Raw genomic sequence first — 16,131 nt, 5'->3', positions numbered from 1 at the left:
TAGGTGTCCCTGATAGGCAGCTCTCCGTGGATAGATTACGGGGGGCTGTCTTGTTGTAAGTGTGTATTTGCAGGGGATTTGTTGCTGAGTTCATCTCCTGCGCACCAATAGGAGGCCCGACACGTACAATAACCTATATTTCATGACAAGAAGACGAAAGGGGGAAGCAGAATGGGATATGGATACGCGGCTCCGGCGGATATGGCTTTTGAGAGTAGAATGCGGGGGGAGATTATTGCGGCAGCCCGGGCAATGAATGTAGGGGGGACTGATTTCTCGACCTTCAGTAACTCCCGCTGCAATCCGAGATATTGGAATCGTACAGCGGGCGGCGGTTTTGAATTGAAGGCAGGGGTCGCGCCTTCGGCGGCAATTAATGATATTTTTGTGAATGGACAGCTGTATGCCTTTGAATGTGCTATGGCGATGGTGATGATTCTATATAGAGCAACCATTAACATGATCGGGGAGGCGGCCTTCAACCGTTATTTCACCGGCCTGTACCTGTGGGACTGGAACTATGACAGCAATCTGAAGCTGATTACCACGTTCAACCGGGCCGAGCTGCAGCCGGGCGATGTGGTCTATTTCAAGAATCCCGACCATGATCCGGCTAAGCCGGAATGGCAGGGGGAGAACGCGATTATGTTGTCCAGAGACAGTTACTACGGACACGGGCTCGGGATTAAGAATGCCACTCAGATGATAACCTCGCTTAACAGGGAGCGGGTGCCGGGCAGCCGGACCTCAGCCTATCTGGCGGATGAGGGGCTTCACCCGGATTTTGCCTATATTGCTTCTCTTGGCAACTCACGACTGAGCCCGCCGGTCTCCGCCAAAGTGAATGCAAAAACGTCCATCTTCTCCAGAATAGGTACGAAATCCTATATTGTCCGCTAGAGCGGCAGCGGTCTAATCCTTGGCCGAACGGAACTTGAGCGGGTGCAGGCCGGTGGTTTTTTTGAAAACAGTACTGAAATAATGGGGATTCTCATAGCCGACCCGCTCTGAGATCTCCATGACCTTCAGGTCCGTGGTCAGCAGCAGCTCTTTCGCCTTGCCTATGCGGATCTGGGTGATATAGTCGGTAATGGTTCCGCCGGTCTCCTTCTTGAACAGCAGGCTGATGTAGTTAGGTGTCAGAAACACCTCCTCGGCAATCCTGGACACGGACAGCTCCGAGGCGTATCCCTCCTGAACGATGGTGCGGATGCTGCTGACGATCCGGCTGTTCCTGGAGGTGTTCTTGCCTGCTACATAAGCGCTTAAGTCATGCAGGAGCGACAGCATATGCGCCTTAAGGCCGGTGATCGTGGTCTGCTGGTACAGCTTATCCATGATGCTAATCCGGTCGCTTAGCACCTGCCCAATATCCTCATCTATCTCATACAGGGCTCTGGCGGAGGTGAAAATCATCTCTGCGCAGATACTCTGCACGTATTCAATTCTATGCTTGGGACCGGCCAGTCCATCGAACAGCTGCTCCAGCAGTCGGGTGACGGTGTCCGTATGTCCTGCCTTCAATTCATTCATCAGCCGGGCCTGAAGTTTATAGATAAAGGTGCTCTGCAGCTTCTCTGTGTCGGGCTGGATATCGTTAATGTAGAGGACGGAGGCAGGCCCGGTATAGAATTTGTACACCAGCGCGGCCAGCGCATCCTTATAGGAATCCTCAAGCTGGCCCGCCAGCGGACAAGCCCGCCCGATGCCGACGGAGGCATCCAGCCGCAGATACTTCTGAATATTAGCGATGATGTGTTCGCAGGTCCCGGAGATGGAGTGGGACGGAGGTGTCTGCGGGGTGCAGATCACCATAATGAATTCGTTCTCGCTGGCCACGAAGCTGATGGCATAGGGGTGGCTGTCCAGGCTCTCCTGAATGATATTTTGGATAGAAAAATAAAGCAGCTGCTTATGCTCCTCCGAGTATTTATCCACCGCGCTCCGGTATTCATCCAGCTGGAGTACACAGACGCTGAGAAGCGTCCCCTGCTGGAAGGGCAGGGCGAAATACTGTATCTTCTGCCAGATTTCCTCCTCCCTGCGGTAGAGGCCGGTGATCAGATTCTGGAGGAATTTCTCCCGCAGCAGCGGCATATTGTCTTGAAGCTGCTGCTTAAGCTGCTCCAGATCAAGCTGCTGCTCGCGTTCCTCTGTCAGCTTGGCCACCGCCTGGCGGAAGACACTGCGGATCTCGGGCAGCTTGACCGGCTTCAGAATATATCCCTCGGCGTTCACCTTCAGCGCCTCCCGGGCGTAGGCAAAGTCCTGGGCGCCGCTGATAATAATAATCCGGGCCCTGCAGCCTGCCTCCCGCAGCTTCTCTGCTACCTCAAGCCCCCCCATTAGCGGCATCATAATGTCGGTGAACAGAATGTCCGGCCTGAGCTTCAGGCATAATTCGTAGGCCTCCAGCCCGTCTGAGGCTTCCCCGATAATCTCAATCCCGAACTCTTCCTGCCAATCGAACACACGGATCAGACTGCTGCGGATAAACGGCTCGTCATCCGCTATGATCATCGTTAACATCTTCATTCACCTCATTCCAAGTAGTGACCACCGGGAACCGGATGACAGCCAGCAGACCGCAGCCGTCTTCGGTATTGTCGTAATAACGGATGCCGTAGGACTCTCCAAAAAACTGCCGGATCCGCATATGCACATTGCGGATGCCGTAAGACTGGCTGCCCGGCTGCGGGTCTGCCAGCAGCTGGTTCAGCCGTGCGGGATCGGCACCTATTCCATCGTCGAACACGGAGATGCTAAGCAGCTCCTGCGTCTGCTCTACCCGGATGCGGATCGTACCGGTGCCCCGCCGCTGCTGAATGCCGTGAATCAGGGCATTCTCCACCAGCGGCTGGAGACTAAGCTTCACCACCAGACATTCCTCTGCCAGCGCCCGGTCCGTCTCCTCCAGCTCATAGTGAAGCCGGTCCTGGAAGCGGAACTGCTGAATCTGCAGATAGCTCTCGACCTGCCGCAGCTCATCGCGGAGCGGGATAATATTGCGGCCCTTGCTCAGGCTGTACCGGAAGAAATCCGAGAGCGAGGTGACCATGCTGCTGATCTCGGGAATATCGTGGTTAATGGCAATCCAGTTAATGGAGTCCAGGGTATTGTAGAGAAAATGCGGATTGATCTGGGCCTGGAGCATTTGCAGCTCGGCTTCCTTTTTGCGCAGCTCGGTGACGTAGAGCTTGTCGATCAGCGCCTTAATCTGCTGGAGCAGCTTGTTGTAGCGGTTGAATAAATAGGAGAATTCGTCCTTGCGCCGGTAGCGGATGGGGATATTGAAGTTCCCGCTCTCGGCATGCGACATCGACTGGATGAACTTGCGGATCGGGGCGGAGATATTCTCGGACAGCAGCAGGGCCATCAGGAAGGAGACGAGCATGCAGATGACAATTACGACATACATCACCCGGCGGAAGGAGACCAGCTCTCCGTTAAGCTCGCGGACAGGCGAGAAGGACAGGATCGTCCAGCCGGTATTCTCCAGCGTCTTGTACGAGACGAGCATCTCCTCGCTGCCGATAGAGTGGCGGAAGGAATGCAGAGCGGATGAGTGGTCCGGAGAGAGAGGGTTGCTGGTACTGTCAGCAGGGCCTATAGTCAAGCTAAGCTTACTGTAATAATCCTGAGCGGCGATATTCTGGCCGATGAGGGACGGCTCGGGGCTGATGGCGATGGTTCCAGCTCTGTCTGCGATGTAGACTTTACTGCCGGGCGTGGGCTTATAATGCTCCAGGAGTGTGCTGAATTCGGCTACCGGGATATCTAAGGTGAGCAGTCCGACATAGGGCAGCTGTGCATGCCGGATACCAAACAGGCGCTTCGCGAATTTGAGGGTGAATCTGGAATCCAGTGAGCTAAGGCCCACCACGGCAAAATCGGCTTTGGCCGGAATGCTTAAATACCAGGGCTTCAAGGTAATAAGATCGATATTGAATACACGCCGTGAGAAATTATATTGGGTATATTCCGGCCTGTTCAGCATATAGAGCATAGGGACGAAGCTGTTGCCGGAGGTCCCGTTCGCGGGGAAATCCTCAAGGATTCTGCTAAGGGCGGCCAGCTCATTAATGATTCCGGTGCTGTCTGCAGGCCGATTGGAGGAGATGAGGTCAGCGAATTCAGAATTCAGGTACAGCGCGGTCATGGATTGATTGGCGGCTTCGAACCGCCGGGCCAGATTATCCTGAACCAGATTGAAGTTATTCTCAATCGATGTATTCATATTCCGGGTAATGATCCCGGCGGATTTGTTATAGATGGTGACCGAGATGATCGTAGTCGGGAGGAGAACGAGGAAGAGAAAGTAGAGGATCAGACGGCTGCGGATGCTGAAGTTATACAGGAAGAGAGCCTTCGACAACGAATCGTAATATTTCTTCATCGGAGTCCTCCTTTAGTAAGTCAATAATTGGTATACATTGTAAAACGCTTGAAGTCAGGATGTCAACGCAGGAGGTGCGGTGTGAAAAGGTTACTGTTCTATCTTATTGCCATCTTAGGATGCGGGCTGGCTATCTATACTTTTGTCTATGACCGCCCGCTGCTGCCGGACCTCACTCAAGGCGGGAAGGCTCTACCGGCGGCGCAGACCATCCGGGTGAGGGTCGCCCTGTCTGACTGGACGGAGAACCTGGAAGTGAAGAATGCCATCAGCCATTATAATAAAACGAATCCCGATCAGATTGAGATCGTAGTGATGAACCTTGCTACAGACGCCTACGACGATACCTTAAATATGCTGATGACCTCCGGGCAGGGGCCGGATGTGTTCAGTGTCGATAACGCCTGGCTGGCCACTTACGTCAACAAGGGGTATCTTGCTAATCTGTCTGCTGATCTGGATGCCGGATGGCTGCTGCGTTTTCCGGTATGGGCCAGGAAGTACGCGTCCGGCTCGTTGTTCAAGGGCGGAATCTACTTCATGCCCTCCAGTATTGATACCGTGCGTCTGATCTATAATAAGCAATTGTTCCGGACCGCCGGACTTGACCCGGAGCAGCCTCCGCTTACCTTCGCCGCACTGGAGCAGGCGGCCCTGCAGATCAGCCGGGCCGGAGCGCCGGTGAACAAATACGGCTTCGCGTTGCCCGCCGGGGATAGCCGGGCCAGTCTCCAGGCCGGACTGGAGCTATCGAATACCTTCAGCGGTTATTATCTCTATGATTACCGGTCGGGCCGTTATGACCTGAGTGTGTATGCCCCTTGGCTGCAAATGGTGCGGGAGATGAAGCAGCAGGGCAGCCTCTACCCGGGGGAGACTCTTCTGAAGCTGAGCAGCGCGCTCCGGCAGTTCGCGGATGGCAATATTGGTATGATGTATGTTACCAGCAAAGATTATGTCAAGCTGCAGGAGTATATGCCTAAGGATGACTGGGGGGTGGCGCTCCCTCCGGCGGCGGACCTGTCACGGCGCGGGGCCGGGGCCCTGATGATGGTCCCCCAAGCTCCGCTGGTGGTGAACAGTGCGGCGCAGAGCCGGGAGGCTGCGGTGAAGGTCTGGACTTTTCTTCAATCGAAGGAGTTCCTGGGCATGCTGTATCAGCAGGCGCTCGCCCTCCCGGTGACAGACGGGATTATGGATAAGCCGGGCGCTTCACGCGGGCTGCGCCACTTCAGGGAATTCTATCCCACCGCAGCAGAATCGATCTATCCGCTATCCCCGCAGATCATGGACCAGTATGATCCGAATACGGTATCCATGGAGCCGCGTTATTCAGGCGACCGTCCAAGAATGCAGCTGTATCTGCGGATCATCGCGGGGGACATTCCGCTGGACCAGGGACTGGGCAGCGAGAGTGAGCGGCTGAATCAGATGCTGGACATTGCAGCTACCGGGTATTCTTTTCGGCGTGAGGAATATATCTATCCGCAGTTCGATCCCCGCGCCCCGTTATTGGGGGAGAGCCTGCAGAACCGTTCAAGCAGCGGACGTGAATAGAATAGGCTTATATTCAGGGACCTTTCCCGGCCAGTGCGGCTCGCGGGAGGGCCCTTTTGTGTTGTCTCCTATTTATATGGGATGTCTGCCGGAATCTAGCTCTACTGCACACACCGTGCCGGAATCGCAGAATATTACTATATTGATCCATCTTTCTGCTGCTAGATTCTATGTAGTCAAGAGATAGATTAAGCGAGGAAAGGACAATCTAGCAGTAGAATACAAATCTGTCGTTAAAGGAGATTGGGAAATGACTCTACTATCTACAGGACCACTGGAAAACAATGCAGTTGGAGGGGTAAGACCCACCACACAGGTTACGGTCAGAATAGATAACCGCAGCAGCGTTTCAGCTTCTACAGTATTGGTACAAGGCTATTACATGCAGGGGGGCATGCGGGTACTGTATGTCAGTCAACCACTTAATATAGCTGCCAATGAATCTATTACTTCTACTTATTATGCGGATTTGGATGCTTTTGAATTTGTGTTTGTCACTCCGGCTACTGGGGATGACCCGATTCAGATCTCCGTATGGGGCAAGAGCAGCACCGGCCAGCTCGTCACCGCCCACCGGGTGGTCTCGGCTGAATTATTGGGCGATACTGGCGGTACGGGGGCCACTGGAGCGAACGGGGCGACCGGAGCCACAGGCCCGGCAGGCGCAACGGGAGTGGGAGTAACCGGGGCGACTGGTGCTGGAGCGACCGGAGTGACGGGCCCGACAGGAGGGACAGGCGCAACGGGCGTGACGGGTCCAACAGGCGCAACGGGCGTGACGGGTCCAACAGGCGCAACGGGCGCAGGAGTGACCGGTGCAACGGGTGCGACCGGAGTGACGGGTCCGACAGGCGCAACAGGCGCAACGGGCGTGGGAGTAACCGGGGCGACTGGGGCTGGAGCGACTGGAGTGACGGGCCCGACAGGCGCAACAGGCGCAACGGGAGTGGGAGTGACCGGGGCGACTGGGGCTGGAGCGACTGGAGTGACGGGTCCGACAGGCGCAACAGGCGCAACGGGCGCGGGAGTGACCGGTGCAACGGGTGCGACCGGAGTGACGGGTCCGACAGGCCCGACAGGCGGGACAGGCGCAACGGGTGTAGCGGGTGCAACAGGGGCAACGGGCGGGGGAGTGACCGGAGCAACGGGTGCGACAGGCGCAACGGGCGCAACGGGCCCGACAGGCGCAACGGGTGTAGCGGGTGCAACAGGGGCAACGGGCGGGGGAGTGACCGGAGCAACGGGTGCGACAGGAGTGACAGGCTCGACAGGCGCAACGGGAGTGGGAGTAACCGGGGCGACCGGGGCTGGAGCGACCGGAGTGACAGGCGCAACGGGCCCGACAGGCGCAACGGGAGTGGGAGTAACCGGGGCGACTGGGGCTGGAGCGACTGGAGTGACGGGCCCGACAGGCGGGACAGGCGCAACGGGCGTGGGAGTGACCGGGGCAACGGGAGTGGGAGTGACCGGGGCGACTGGAGCAACGGGCGTGGGAGTGACCGGTGCGACTGGAGCAACGGGCGTGGGAGTGACCGGTGCGACTGGAGCAACGGGAGTAGGAGTGACCGGTGCGACTGGAGCAACGGGAGTAGGAGTGACCGGTGCGACTGGAGCAACGGGAGTAGGAGTAACCGGTGCGACCGGGGCAACGGGAGTAGGAGTGACCGGTGCGACCGGAGCAACGGGAGTAGGAGTGACCGGTGCGACTGGAGCAACGGGAGTAGGAGTAACCGGTGCGACAGGTGCAACGGGAGTGGGAGTGACCGGGGCGACTGGAGCAACGGGAGTAGGAGTGACCGGTGCGACTGGAGCAACGGGAGTAGGAGTAACCGGTGCGACCGGAGCAACAGGCGTGGGAGTGACCGGGGCGACCGGAGCAACCGGCCCGAATATTGCAACAGAAGGATTCTCTGCCTTCCTGCCAACGTTCTCCGCTTCGGCCAGTACGCAGCTTACGGGCTGGACGGTGACTTCGCCTTACTATGACAGTGCGACATTTAATGAGACTACGGGCAACTACACGATACCGGTATCCGGCCGATATTCGTTTGAGGCGACCATTAACTACAGCACTACGGCTGCAATCTCCATTGCGATAGGTGCGGGGATTGATCCGGCTTTTGTGGTGCGGAGAACGTCTCCTACTGTGACAGATCTGGTCACCGGACTGTTCCCTCTGCTGAATGTTAACATTGCGCTTGTGTTGTCCCTGCGGACGATACTGGGCAATGGCACAGTAACCTTGACGGGTGAATTTGAATTAACGGCAGGCGATGTAATCGGACTGTTCTATGTAGCAGACGGATTAACTATTCCGCTTGATCTTGGCGGCTCCTCGTCGGGCGTCGTATGGTCTGTTCACAGACTGACTTAATCCCGGCAGGCGGATCAGACCCATAAGCTTCAGCTAAAAGAGCGTTCCACAGCAATCATTGTGGAGCGCCTTTTTTGTTCTTGTTTAGGAAATTATGATTTTCGGCAGTAACATTTTAAGAGGAATCCTGCCAAAAGTGCAACAAATACTGCCCCAAAGAAGCGGTCAATGCTGAAATCCTGCACGAACTGCAACAAATTCAGCGCTGACTTGCTCGAAGCACCGGAATTTGTGCAAATCATGCAACATTGTACTTGCAACCAGTAAAAGGTATAGGTGAACCCTGCCAAAAGTGCAACATTACTGCTCCTTAAAAGCGGCCGGTGAGAAGGCGTGTGGACAAAATGTATGCGAAAAACCGAACACAATGCGTTGCCGCGAAGACGCGTGGGCGGGATGCAACCTAAAAAAAGGGAGCACGGGGAGCATTACTGCCCCTGAATTCGCAGATGTCCAGAAGCAGAAGCGAGGTCCTTCCAAACTCCGTAGGATTTTGAACTTTTATTATAGATGGCCTTATTTAGCATGGGGCCTCCTGCGGCTACACTTAAGTCAGGGAAGAGAGAGGGACTGCTGAAGGAATCAGGAGGCGGAAGGAATGATTACTCAAGGGAAGAGAAGTGTGGCGGGTCCGGGCAGCAGCTTACCGGTACGCAAGAGCACGAAGAAGAAGCCCATGATGCTGAAGCATCTGCTGAAGCATAAGGTGCTGCTTCTGATGCTGCTGCCGGGCGTAGTATTTTTACTGATCAACAATTATCTGCCGATGTTCGGGATTGTGATTGCGTTCAAGAATATCAACTATGTGGACGGGATTCTTGGCAGTCCGTGGGTGGGGCTGGATAACTTCAAATTTCTGTTCGCCACCTCGGATGCCTGGATTATCACGCGCAATACGGTGCTCTACAACTTCGTGTTCATTGTGCTCAATCTGGTTTTTGCCGTATCCATTGCGGTTGCCCTGAATGAGCTGAGGAACAAGCTGGCCGCCAAATTCTATCAGAGCATCATGTTCTTCCCCTACTTCCTGTCGATGGTGGTGGTGAGCTATCTGGTGTTCGCTTTTCTGAATGTTGAATACGGTTTCATTAATAAAGGGGTCTTCGCCCTGTTCGGGCTGGATGAGCTGAACTGGTATTCGGAGCCGAAGTACTGGCCGTTCATTCTGCCGCTGATCAATCTCTGGAAAGGGGTGGGCTATGGCTGTGTCATCTATCTGGCGGCGATTATCGGCATTGACAACGAGTACTATGAAGCGGCTCTGATCGACGGTGCCAGCAAGTGGAAGCAGATTCTGCACATCACCATTCCGCTGATCCGGCCGGTCATTATTATTACAACGATTCTGGCGATCGGGGGCATCTTCCGTTCCGACTTCGGGCTGTTCTACCAGACGACACTGAACTCCGGGGCGCTGTACCCGACCACACTGGTCATCGACACCTACGTCTATAACGCGCTGATTAATATGGGTAACCTGGGGATGTCCGCAGCGGCCGGATTATACCAATCGGTGGTCGGCTTTTTCCTGGTCCTCGGCTCGAACTGGATCGTGCGTAAGGTTGACAAGGATCAGGCGGTTTTCTAGATAAAAGTCAGGCGGTGCACGTACCCTAAGAAGGAGTGGAAATCCGTGGCTAATAACGAAATATCCCGATTCACTAACGTTCTCCTCCATATTATTTTTATCATCCTGTCTCTGGCCTGCCTGCTGCCGATTGTACTCGTCTTCATGATCTCCATTACCGACTACGATTACATCGTGCGCAACGGGTATCAATTCATCCCGGAGAAGCTTAGTCTGGAGGCGTACGCTTATATCTTCAAGGATTACAGCGTGGTGCTGCGGGCATACGGCATCTCGTTCTTCGTCACCATTACCGGAACGCTGGTCAGTGTGTTCATCTCCTCCCTGTATGCTTATCCGATCTCGCGGGCTGATTTCCGGTACCGGGGAGTGTTCGCTTTCCTGATCTTCTTCACCATGCTGTTCGGCGGCGGGCTGGTACCGTGGTATATGGTCTACACCCAGGTGCTCGACCTCAAGAACTCCATCTGGGCGCTGGTTGTGCCGATGCTGCTGTCCCCGTTCAATGTGCTGATTATGAAGACGTACTTCCAGATGAGCGTGCCACCCGCGCTGATTGAAGCCTCTACGATTGACGGGGCGGGGGAGCTGCGGACGTTCTTCCGGATCGTGTTCCCGCTATCTCTGCCGGTGTTCGCTACCATTGGACTATTCAACACGCTGCATTACTGGAATGACTGGTTTAACAGCATGATTTTCATTACCGATACAGACCTCTATTCCCTCCAATATCTCATGTACAAAATGATCTCCCAGGCAGACTACCTGAGCCGCAACGGGGCACTCATTCAAGGCTCGGCCACCGAGCTGGCCAAATTGCCGGGCGAGACGATCCGCATGGCGATGGCGCTGATCGGCATTGGGCCGATTGTGCTGGCCTATCCGTTCTTCCAGCGGTATTTTATCAAAGGACTGACGCTCGGCTCTATCAAAGGCTAACCTCGGAACCTACCGATTAGCATATATTTGTTCCATCAAGGGGAGGAAAAAAGTATGGCAGGTAAAAAAGTCACAGGTCTGCTGCTGTCGCTTGTGCTGATAGCCGGATTCACCCTGGCCGGATGTGCGGGGAATGGCGGCAATACCGCTGCGCCTACAGAGAAAGCGGGAGAGAGCACCACGGCTCCGGCGGCAACGAAGAAAGCTGCTGCCACGGAAGCAGGCGGAACGGAGGCGCCGGGTGCGCTTGATCCGGTGGAGCTGTCCCTGTATCTGCCCGGCGGGCCGGATAAGGATGTGGCGTCCGTGGAGCAGGAGATCAACGCCTACCTGAAGGATAAGATCAACGCCACCCTCAAGATCAACCAGCTAAGCTGGGATAAGCCGGCCGACAAGGTCAATCTGATGATCCAGTCCGGCGAGGTGTTCGACATGGTCTATACCTGGAACTTCATGACCAATGCCGCGAAGGGAGCGTATCTGCCGCTGGAGGAGCTGCTGGACACCCATGCCAAGGAGACGAAGGCACAGATTAATCCCGCTTACCTGCAGGCAGCCACCGTCAACGGACATTTGTATGCGGTTCCAACCGAGAAGGAGCTGGGGCAGTCGGTCGGGTTTGCTTTTGACAAAGGAATTGTCGATAAATACGGCTTCGATGTGAACAGCATTCAGAAGCTGGAGGATATCGAGCCGATGCTGAAGACGATTAAGGAGAAGGAGCCGGCGCTCTCCCCGCTGTTCATGAACCATACCGACAGTCTGCACTGGTTCACCGCCTATCCTGACAGCGAGGATCTGGACGGCAGCAATGATATCCCGACCCTGCTTGATTACAAGACCATGAAGGTGTTCAACGAATACGACACGCCGGCCATGACGGAGCGGCTGAAGCTGATCCGCAGCTGGTATGAAGCGGGCTATATCAACAAGAACGGGGCCACAGACAAGACCGAGCTGAAGGATGCGGTCAAAAGCGGCAAAGCCTGGTTCGTCTACGGCAACATGAATCCGACCTCCACCAATGACTGGACCCGGCTCGCCGAGAAGCCGATGATCATCAAGACGCTGCTGCCTGTTCAGGTCAGCACCAAGAGCCTCCAGGGCTCTATGCTCGCCATCTCCAGAACCTCGAAGAACCCCGAGCGGGCGATGATGTTCATGAACCTGATCCACACCGATCCGGTGCTCTACAACCTGCTGACCTTCGGCATTGAGGGCAAGCACTACAAGAAGCTGGAGAACAACACTGTAGAGTTCATTGCGGACAGCGGCTACAACTCCGTATCCTCCTGGATGATCGGCAATGTGCTGCTGAATTACCTGAATAAGGATGAAGATCCGAAGCGCGTGCAGCTCTATACGGACTGGAATAAGAATTCGAATATTTCACCGGTCATCGGGTTTGTGTTCGATTCGACCAAGGTGCAGTCACAGATCGGGGCGCTGATCAACATCACGAAGCAGTATAAGAACACCCTGTACTCCGGGGAAAAGGACCCTGAGCCGGTCCTGAAGGAGATGAACAGCAAGCTGAAGGCCGCAGGCCTGGACGCTGTGATTACGGAAATTCAGAGTCAGCTCGACGCTTTTCTGGCCGCCAAATAAGCAGTAGAGGCCATAGCACGCCCGGTTCCCTGCCGCAAGCAGCCATAGCGGCCGCCTGCGGCAGGTACCGGGTATTCTCTTTCGCTAATCCAGCCCTTGGGGAGCCCCTATCTGATATCAAGAGAGGGTGTTACTATGCGAATTCAGAGAATCACAGGCAAATTGCTCATTGCAGCTCTGGTATGGATGTCCGCATCATTGCCCGCAGCACAGATCAGCTCCGCCGAAATGCCGCCTGCACAGGCGGTTGTGGAAGAACATGTAAATAACAGTACTGTCACAGAGGATACCTACCAGCCGTCTCCGCTGCTCTGGCAGATAGGCGAGCAGGATAACAGCTCCGCAGAATTTACAGTATATCAGGATGTGTACAGTGAGAATATTACCCTCCCCGTAAATCCCCTGAACTGGAATACAATCTCCCGCGGCATGAAGCTGGACCGCAACGCGGCGATGGAGCTAAGCTTCAATCTAACGGAAGTCCCCCTCTATGGTGTAGAGTTCAGCTTCAAGGTACTGGATGCAAGCACCGCTATTCCGCAGCTGGCCGTATTCACCAATGGCAGCTTCAGCGGGCTGATTCAGATTACCGGGCTGAATGACGGAGAGACCCCCCTTACGAACACATGGATAGAAACCTATAGACTCTACATTCCCTCAGAGCAGCTGAAGACCGGCAGCAATGAGCTGAAGCTGACCGTGGACCGCGGGCTATACGCTGATCCGCAGTCGCCAGGATATGACGGTGACAAGTATCTGTGGTTCGAATGGGATTATCTCAGGCTGGCGGCGCTGGAAGAGCGGGCCACAGAGCCTATCCATGGCAGGTATGTCCATCTGGGCAGCACGATTGCCGCCTCGACCTTCCGCTACGACGAGCATGCGATCCGCCATCTGGCCCCGATGGCCAAGTGGCTGGGCATTGCCTACAGCGGCAACTGGATGCGCACCTCCTTCTGGTCCGATACCAGCGCAGGCTGGGACCCGCAGGGCCGCAAGTATCTGGAGACGCTGCGCGACCTCAATCTTGCGCCAATGGTTAATATCATCGGCGGCAACTGGAAGACTAACAGCGAGCTGGCGGCAGGGACGATCAGCTCTGCGCTGAGGAGCTATTACAGCGGCTTTGTCAGTAAATTCGGTGATCTGTACCAGTATGCCGAGACGGGAAATGAGCCGGGATTGTTCGGCTGGGCACAGAAGGCGGTGCTGGCGCTTCATGAAATGATGGACGAGGAGAGGCAGACGAACAGCCAGCCTTACCTGAAAATTGTTGCTCCCGGCTGGGCCTACTGGCCGTATAACGGCACCCCTGACGGCTGGGAACGGGATGCTGCCCAGCGTGCGCCGATTGAAGCGCTGTCGGATGTGACCAACGGACACAGCTATGGCGGGACCGGCGTCCAGCCTTTGCCGGGCGGAAGCCTGTATGAGAATCTGCGGGTGTACAGTGATTCAGAGGAAGGCTTCGGCAAAGAGATGGCCATGAGCGAGACCGGAAGCAATGACAATCATTCCGACAATACGAAATACGGGACGTATGCTTACAGGTTCGCTTCTGCTTTTGACCGGGAGCTGCGGGGGAATATCGGGTATGCCGACCATATTATGCAGCATGCCGCCTTCTTCAATGACGGGACGGAGTTTGGCCTGTTCGATTCAGCGATCAACTGGAACACACACCGCTATGAGGATACAGCAGCGGTACCGGCTAATATAAATGAATCCGGGGAGACCCGGCTGAAGACGTTCCGCAGATTGGCCGCCGCTTACGCCACCCATGGAAGTCCGCTGGACTACGAGGTGCTGAATGCAGCTGAACTGACCGGGCTGAAGGCGTATTTCCGCGCAGTGGATACCTCGGCGCTGGGGACTACAGCCATCGGGGCTTCGTCCGATAAAATCCTGCTGAACTTCGTCAACTTTGAGACGTCGCCGGTAACGATGCAGGTGAAGGTTAAGATGCCGTCCAGCGGAGCGTATGCCGGGGAACGGTTCGGTCCAGGGGAGACGTACGCCGCCGCCTACTCCAGAGTGGAGCTTGCGGCAGATCCGTACATTACACTTACGGTCCAGCTCGGTGCCGGGGAGACGGTCCAGTATATTCTGGATGAACAGGAGACCGCCGCGCCATCCGCACCGGGAAGTCCATCAGCAGCAGCCGTAAGCCATGAGCAAATCCGGCTGACCTGGACGGCTTCCACAGACAACGCTGCTGTCGTCAGCTATAACGTATACCGTGACGGCGGAGCGGCCCCGGTGATGAATATTCCGGGACGTCTGACCTTCTGGAGTGACTATACTGTAGCGCCGCAGACCACTTACAGCTACACAGTGCAGGCCGTAGATGACTCCGGCAATGCATCGCCTCTTAGCGCAGCCGTATCAGCGACTACACCGGTCATGCCGATTACACCGCATGCCGCAGGAGATCCGGCCAAGTTCGAGGCTGAAGCTACTGCATTTGCCTTGCCACTGAAGACCGGCAATAACAGCAGCGCCTCGGGCGGTAAGGTCGTGGAGCAGACGCATAGCGGAGGCTTAACGATCCAAGGCTTCCATTCCGTGAACGGAGGCAGCTATACCTTAACAATTGTATACGCTTCCAATGAGGAATCGAAGAAAAACATTCTCGTGAACGGCGTGAAGCAGTCCACAGTAACCCTGCCTTCTACGGGAAGCTGGACCGCGAATCTGACCGCACGGCAGTATGGGATTACCCTCCAGCCGGGCTATAACATGATCAGCTTCACCTCCGCCGGGAAAGGGGCAAATCTCGATTATTTCAAGCTGGAGGAAGGGCTGTATGTTCCGCTCTCCCACTGGTATCCGGCCGCACATGATCATCCTTACATTGACTATGCCGGATTCACCCCTGCACCCAATGGAGTCTCCCATGTGACCTATGAGGAGGATGCCACAGCCGCCTTCAGCTTCAATGGCATTGGCGTCCGCTGGAGATCGGATATCAAGAGCGATATGGGCAGTGCGGATGTCTACGTCGATGGCGAGTATAAGGAGACTATAGTCATTCCGCAGGCAGGGCTGGAGGGCGATCATAAAATTGTCTACGAGCTTACGGGACTGGATTACGGGCTGCACCGGATAGAGATTGTAGGCAACGGCGGAAAGGTGATGGTCAGCGGACTGGAGTATGAGAGCTACGAGTCTGTACTGCCCGCACCGGGACCGGATCTGACGGTGACGGATATCGGCTGGCATATCGTGAACAGCGACGGCAGCCCTTCCGCGCACAGCACACCGCAGCTGGGCGACTCCCTGATCTTCTGGGCCAAAGTGAAGAACATCGGCGTCCGCCCTACACCGCTGAATGCCTCGACCGGACTCGGACAGATTACCGGCGGCGCCTTCTCGGTCAACGGCGGGGTGGTCTCGTGGACGGACACGAATACCAGTGTGATTCAGCCGGGTGAGGAGATTACCTTGACGGCTAATGCCAGTGCGCAGGGAACCCCCCGGTGGACGGTGCCGACGATCGGCGAGTTTACGGTCAGCTTTTTTGTGAATGATATCTGGCGGTATGCGGAGATGAACAAGGAGAATAACAAGCGGGTACGGGCGCTGCAGATCAGCCTGCCCTGACGGGCTAATCAGCCGCCGGGCATTCCGCGCAGGCAATTTGTAGAATATTGAACTTATATTATAGCT

9 protein-coding genes are annotated in these 16,131 nt (G+C 55.6%); 7 read left to right on the top strand and 2 right to left on the bottom strand.

The window, feature by feature from the left end; all coding sequences use genetic code 11:
• The first annotated feature begins 171 nt into the window (after window positions 1–171).
• Window positions 172–900 carry a protein-glutamine gamma-glutamyltransferase gene (locus tag NSS64_RS27225; RefSeq protein WP_340945393.1) on the top strand — a complete coding sequence of 243 codons (729 nt, stop codon included), beginning with the start codon at window positions 172–174 and terminating at the stop codon, window positions 898–900.
• A gap of 12 nt (window positions 901–912) precedes the next feature.
• Here NSS64_RS27225 and NSS64_RS27220 read toward each other — a convergent pair whose 3' ends face one another.
• Together NSS64_RS27220 and NSS64_RS27215 are read right to left on the bottom strand one after the other, a co-directional pair.
• Window positions 913–2,529: a response regulator gene (locus NSS64_RS27220; RefSeq protein WP_341142187.1), complete on the bottom strand. Its 1,617-nt coding sequence runs from the start codon at window positions 2,527–2,529 to the stop codon at window positions 913–915.
• The gene (locus NSS64_RS27215; protein ID WP_341142186.1) at window positions 2,504–4,396 is read right to left on the bottom strand and encodes a cache domain-containing sensor histidine kinase; all 1,893 of its coding nucleotides are present in this window, start codon (window positions 4,394–4,396) and stop codon (window positions 2,504–2,506) included. The genes NSS64_RS27220 and NSS64_RS27215 overlap by 26 nt, the downstream gene beginning before the upstream one ends.
• 81 nt (window positions 4,397–4,477) lie before the next feature.
• Between NSS64_RS27215 and NSS64_RS27210 the strand changes: the two genes are divergently transcribed.
• The 6 genes from NSS64_RS27210 (at window position 4,478) to NSS64_RS27185 (ending at window position 16,065) form a co-directional block, all read left to right on the top strand.
• Window positions 4,478–5,953 (top strand): ABC transporter substrate-binding protein, encoded by a 1,476-nt coding sequence (locus NSS64_RS27210; RefSeq protein WP_341142185.1) that lies wholly within the window; start codon window positions 4,478–4,480, stop codon window positions 5,951–5,953.
• Window positions 5,954–6,203: 250 nt separating this feature from the next.
• On the top strand, window positions 6,204–8,327 hold the full coding sequence (locus NSS64_RS27205; RefSeq protein ID WP_341142184.1) for a collagen-like protein: 2,124 nt from the start codon (window positions 6,204–6,206) through the stop codon (window positions 8,325–8,327).
• Window positions 8,328–8,925: 598 nt separating this feature from the next.
• Window positions 8,926–9,915 (top strand): ABC transporter permease, encoded by a 990-nt coding sequence (locus NSS64_RS27200; RefSeq protein ID WP_340995390.1) that lies wholly within the window; start codon window positions 8,926–8,928, stop codon window positions 9,913–9,915.
• Between the two features lie 45 nt (window positions 9,916–9,960).
• Window positions 9,961–10,854: a carbohydrate ABC transporter permease gene (locus tag NSS64_RS27195; RefSeq protein WP_076077305.1), complete on the top strand. Its 894-nt coding sequence runs from the start codon at window positions 9,961–9,963 to the stop codon at window positions 10,852–10,854.
• Between the two features lie 54 nt (window positions 10,855–10,908).
• Window positions 10,909–12,462: an ABC transporter substrate-binding protein gene (locus NSS64_RS27190; protein WP_341142183.1), complete on the top strand. Its 1,554-nt coding sequence runs from the start codon at window positions 10,909–10,911 to the stop codon at window positions 12,460–12,462.
• A 135-nt stretch (window positions 12,463–12,597) separates the two neighbouring features.
• Window positions 12,598–16,065 carry a carbohydrate-binding domain-containing protein gene (locus NSS64_RS27185; RefSeq protein ID WP_341142182.1) on the top strand — a complete coding sequence of 1,156 codons (3,468 nt, stop codon included), beginning with the start codon at window positions 12,598–12,600 and terminating at the stop codon, window positions 16,063–16,065.
• The last annotated feature ends 66 nt before the right edge of the window (window positions 16,066–16,131 follow it).

Origin of the sequence: Paenibacillus sp. FSL H8-0122 (assembly GCF_038005345.1) — a bacterium.
GTDB lineage: Bacteria > Bacillota > Bacilli > Paenibacillales > Paenibacillaceae > Paenibacillus_AQ.
This window is presented reverse-complemented; position numbering and strand designations above follow the sequence as displayed.

Excerpts from the sequence above, each read along its gene's own strand:
- NSS64_RS27225 (WP_340945393.1), top strand. The coding sequence starts at position 172 with ATGGGATATGGATACGCGGCTCCGGCGGATATGGCTTTTGAGAGTAGA.
- NSS64_RS27220 (WP_341142187.1), bottom strand. The coding sequence starts at position 2,529 with ATGTTAACGATGATCATAGCGGATGACGAGCCGTTTATCCGCAGCAGT.
- NSS64_RS27215 (WP_341142186.1), bottom strand. The coding sequence starts at position 4,396 with ATGAAGAAATATTACGATTCGTTGTCGAAGGCTCTCTTCCTGTATAAC.
- NSS64_RS27205 (WP_341142184.1), top strand. The coding sequence starts at position 6,204 with ATGACTCTACTATCTACAGGACCACTGGAAAACAATGCAGTTGGAGGG.
- NSS64_RS27200 (WP_340995390.1), top strand. The coding sequence starts at position 8,926 with ATGATTACTCAAGGGAAGAGAAGTGTGGCGGGTCCGGGCAGCAGCTTA.
- NSS64_RS27190 (WP_341142183.1), top strand. The coding sequence starts at position 10,909 with ATGGCAGGTAAAAAAGTCACAGGTCTGCTGCTGTCGCTTGTGCTGATA.
- NSS64_RS27185 (WP_341142182.1), top strand. The coding sequence starts at position 12,598 with ATGCGAATTCAGAGAATCACAGGCAAATTGCTCATTGCAGCTCTGGTA.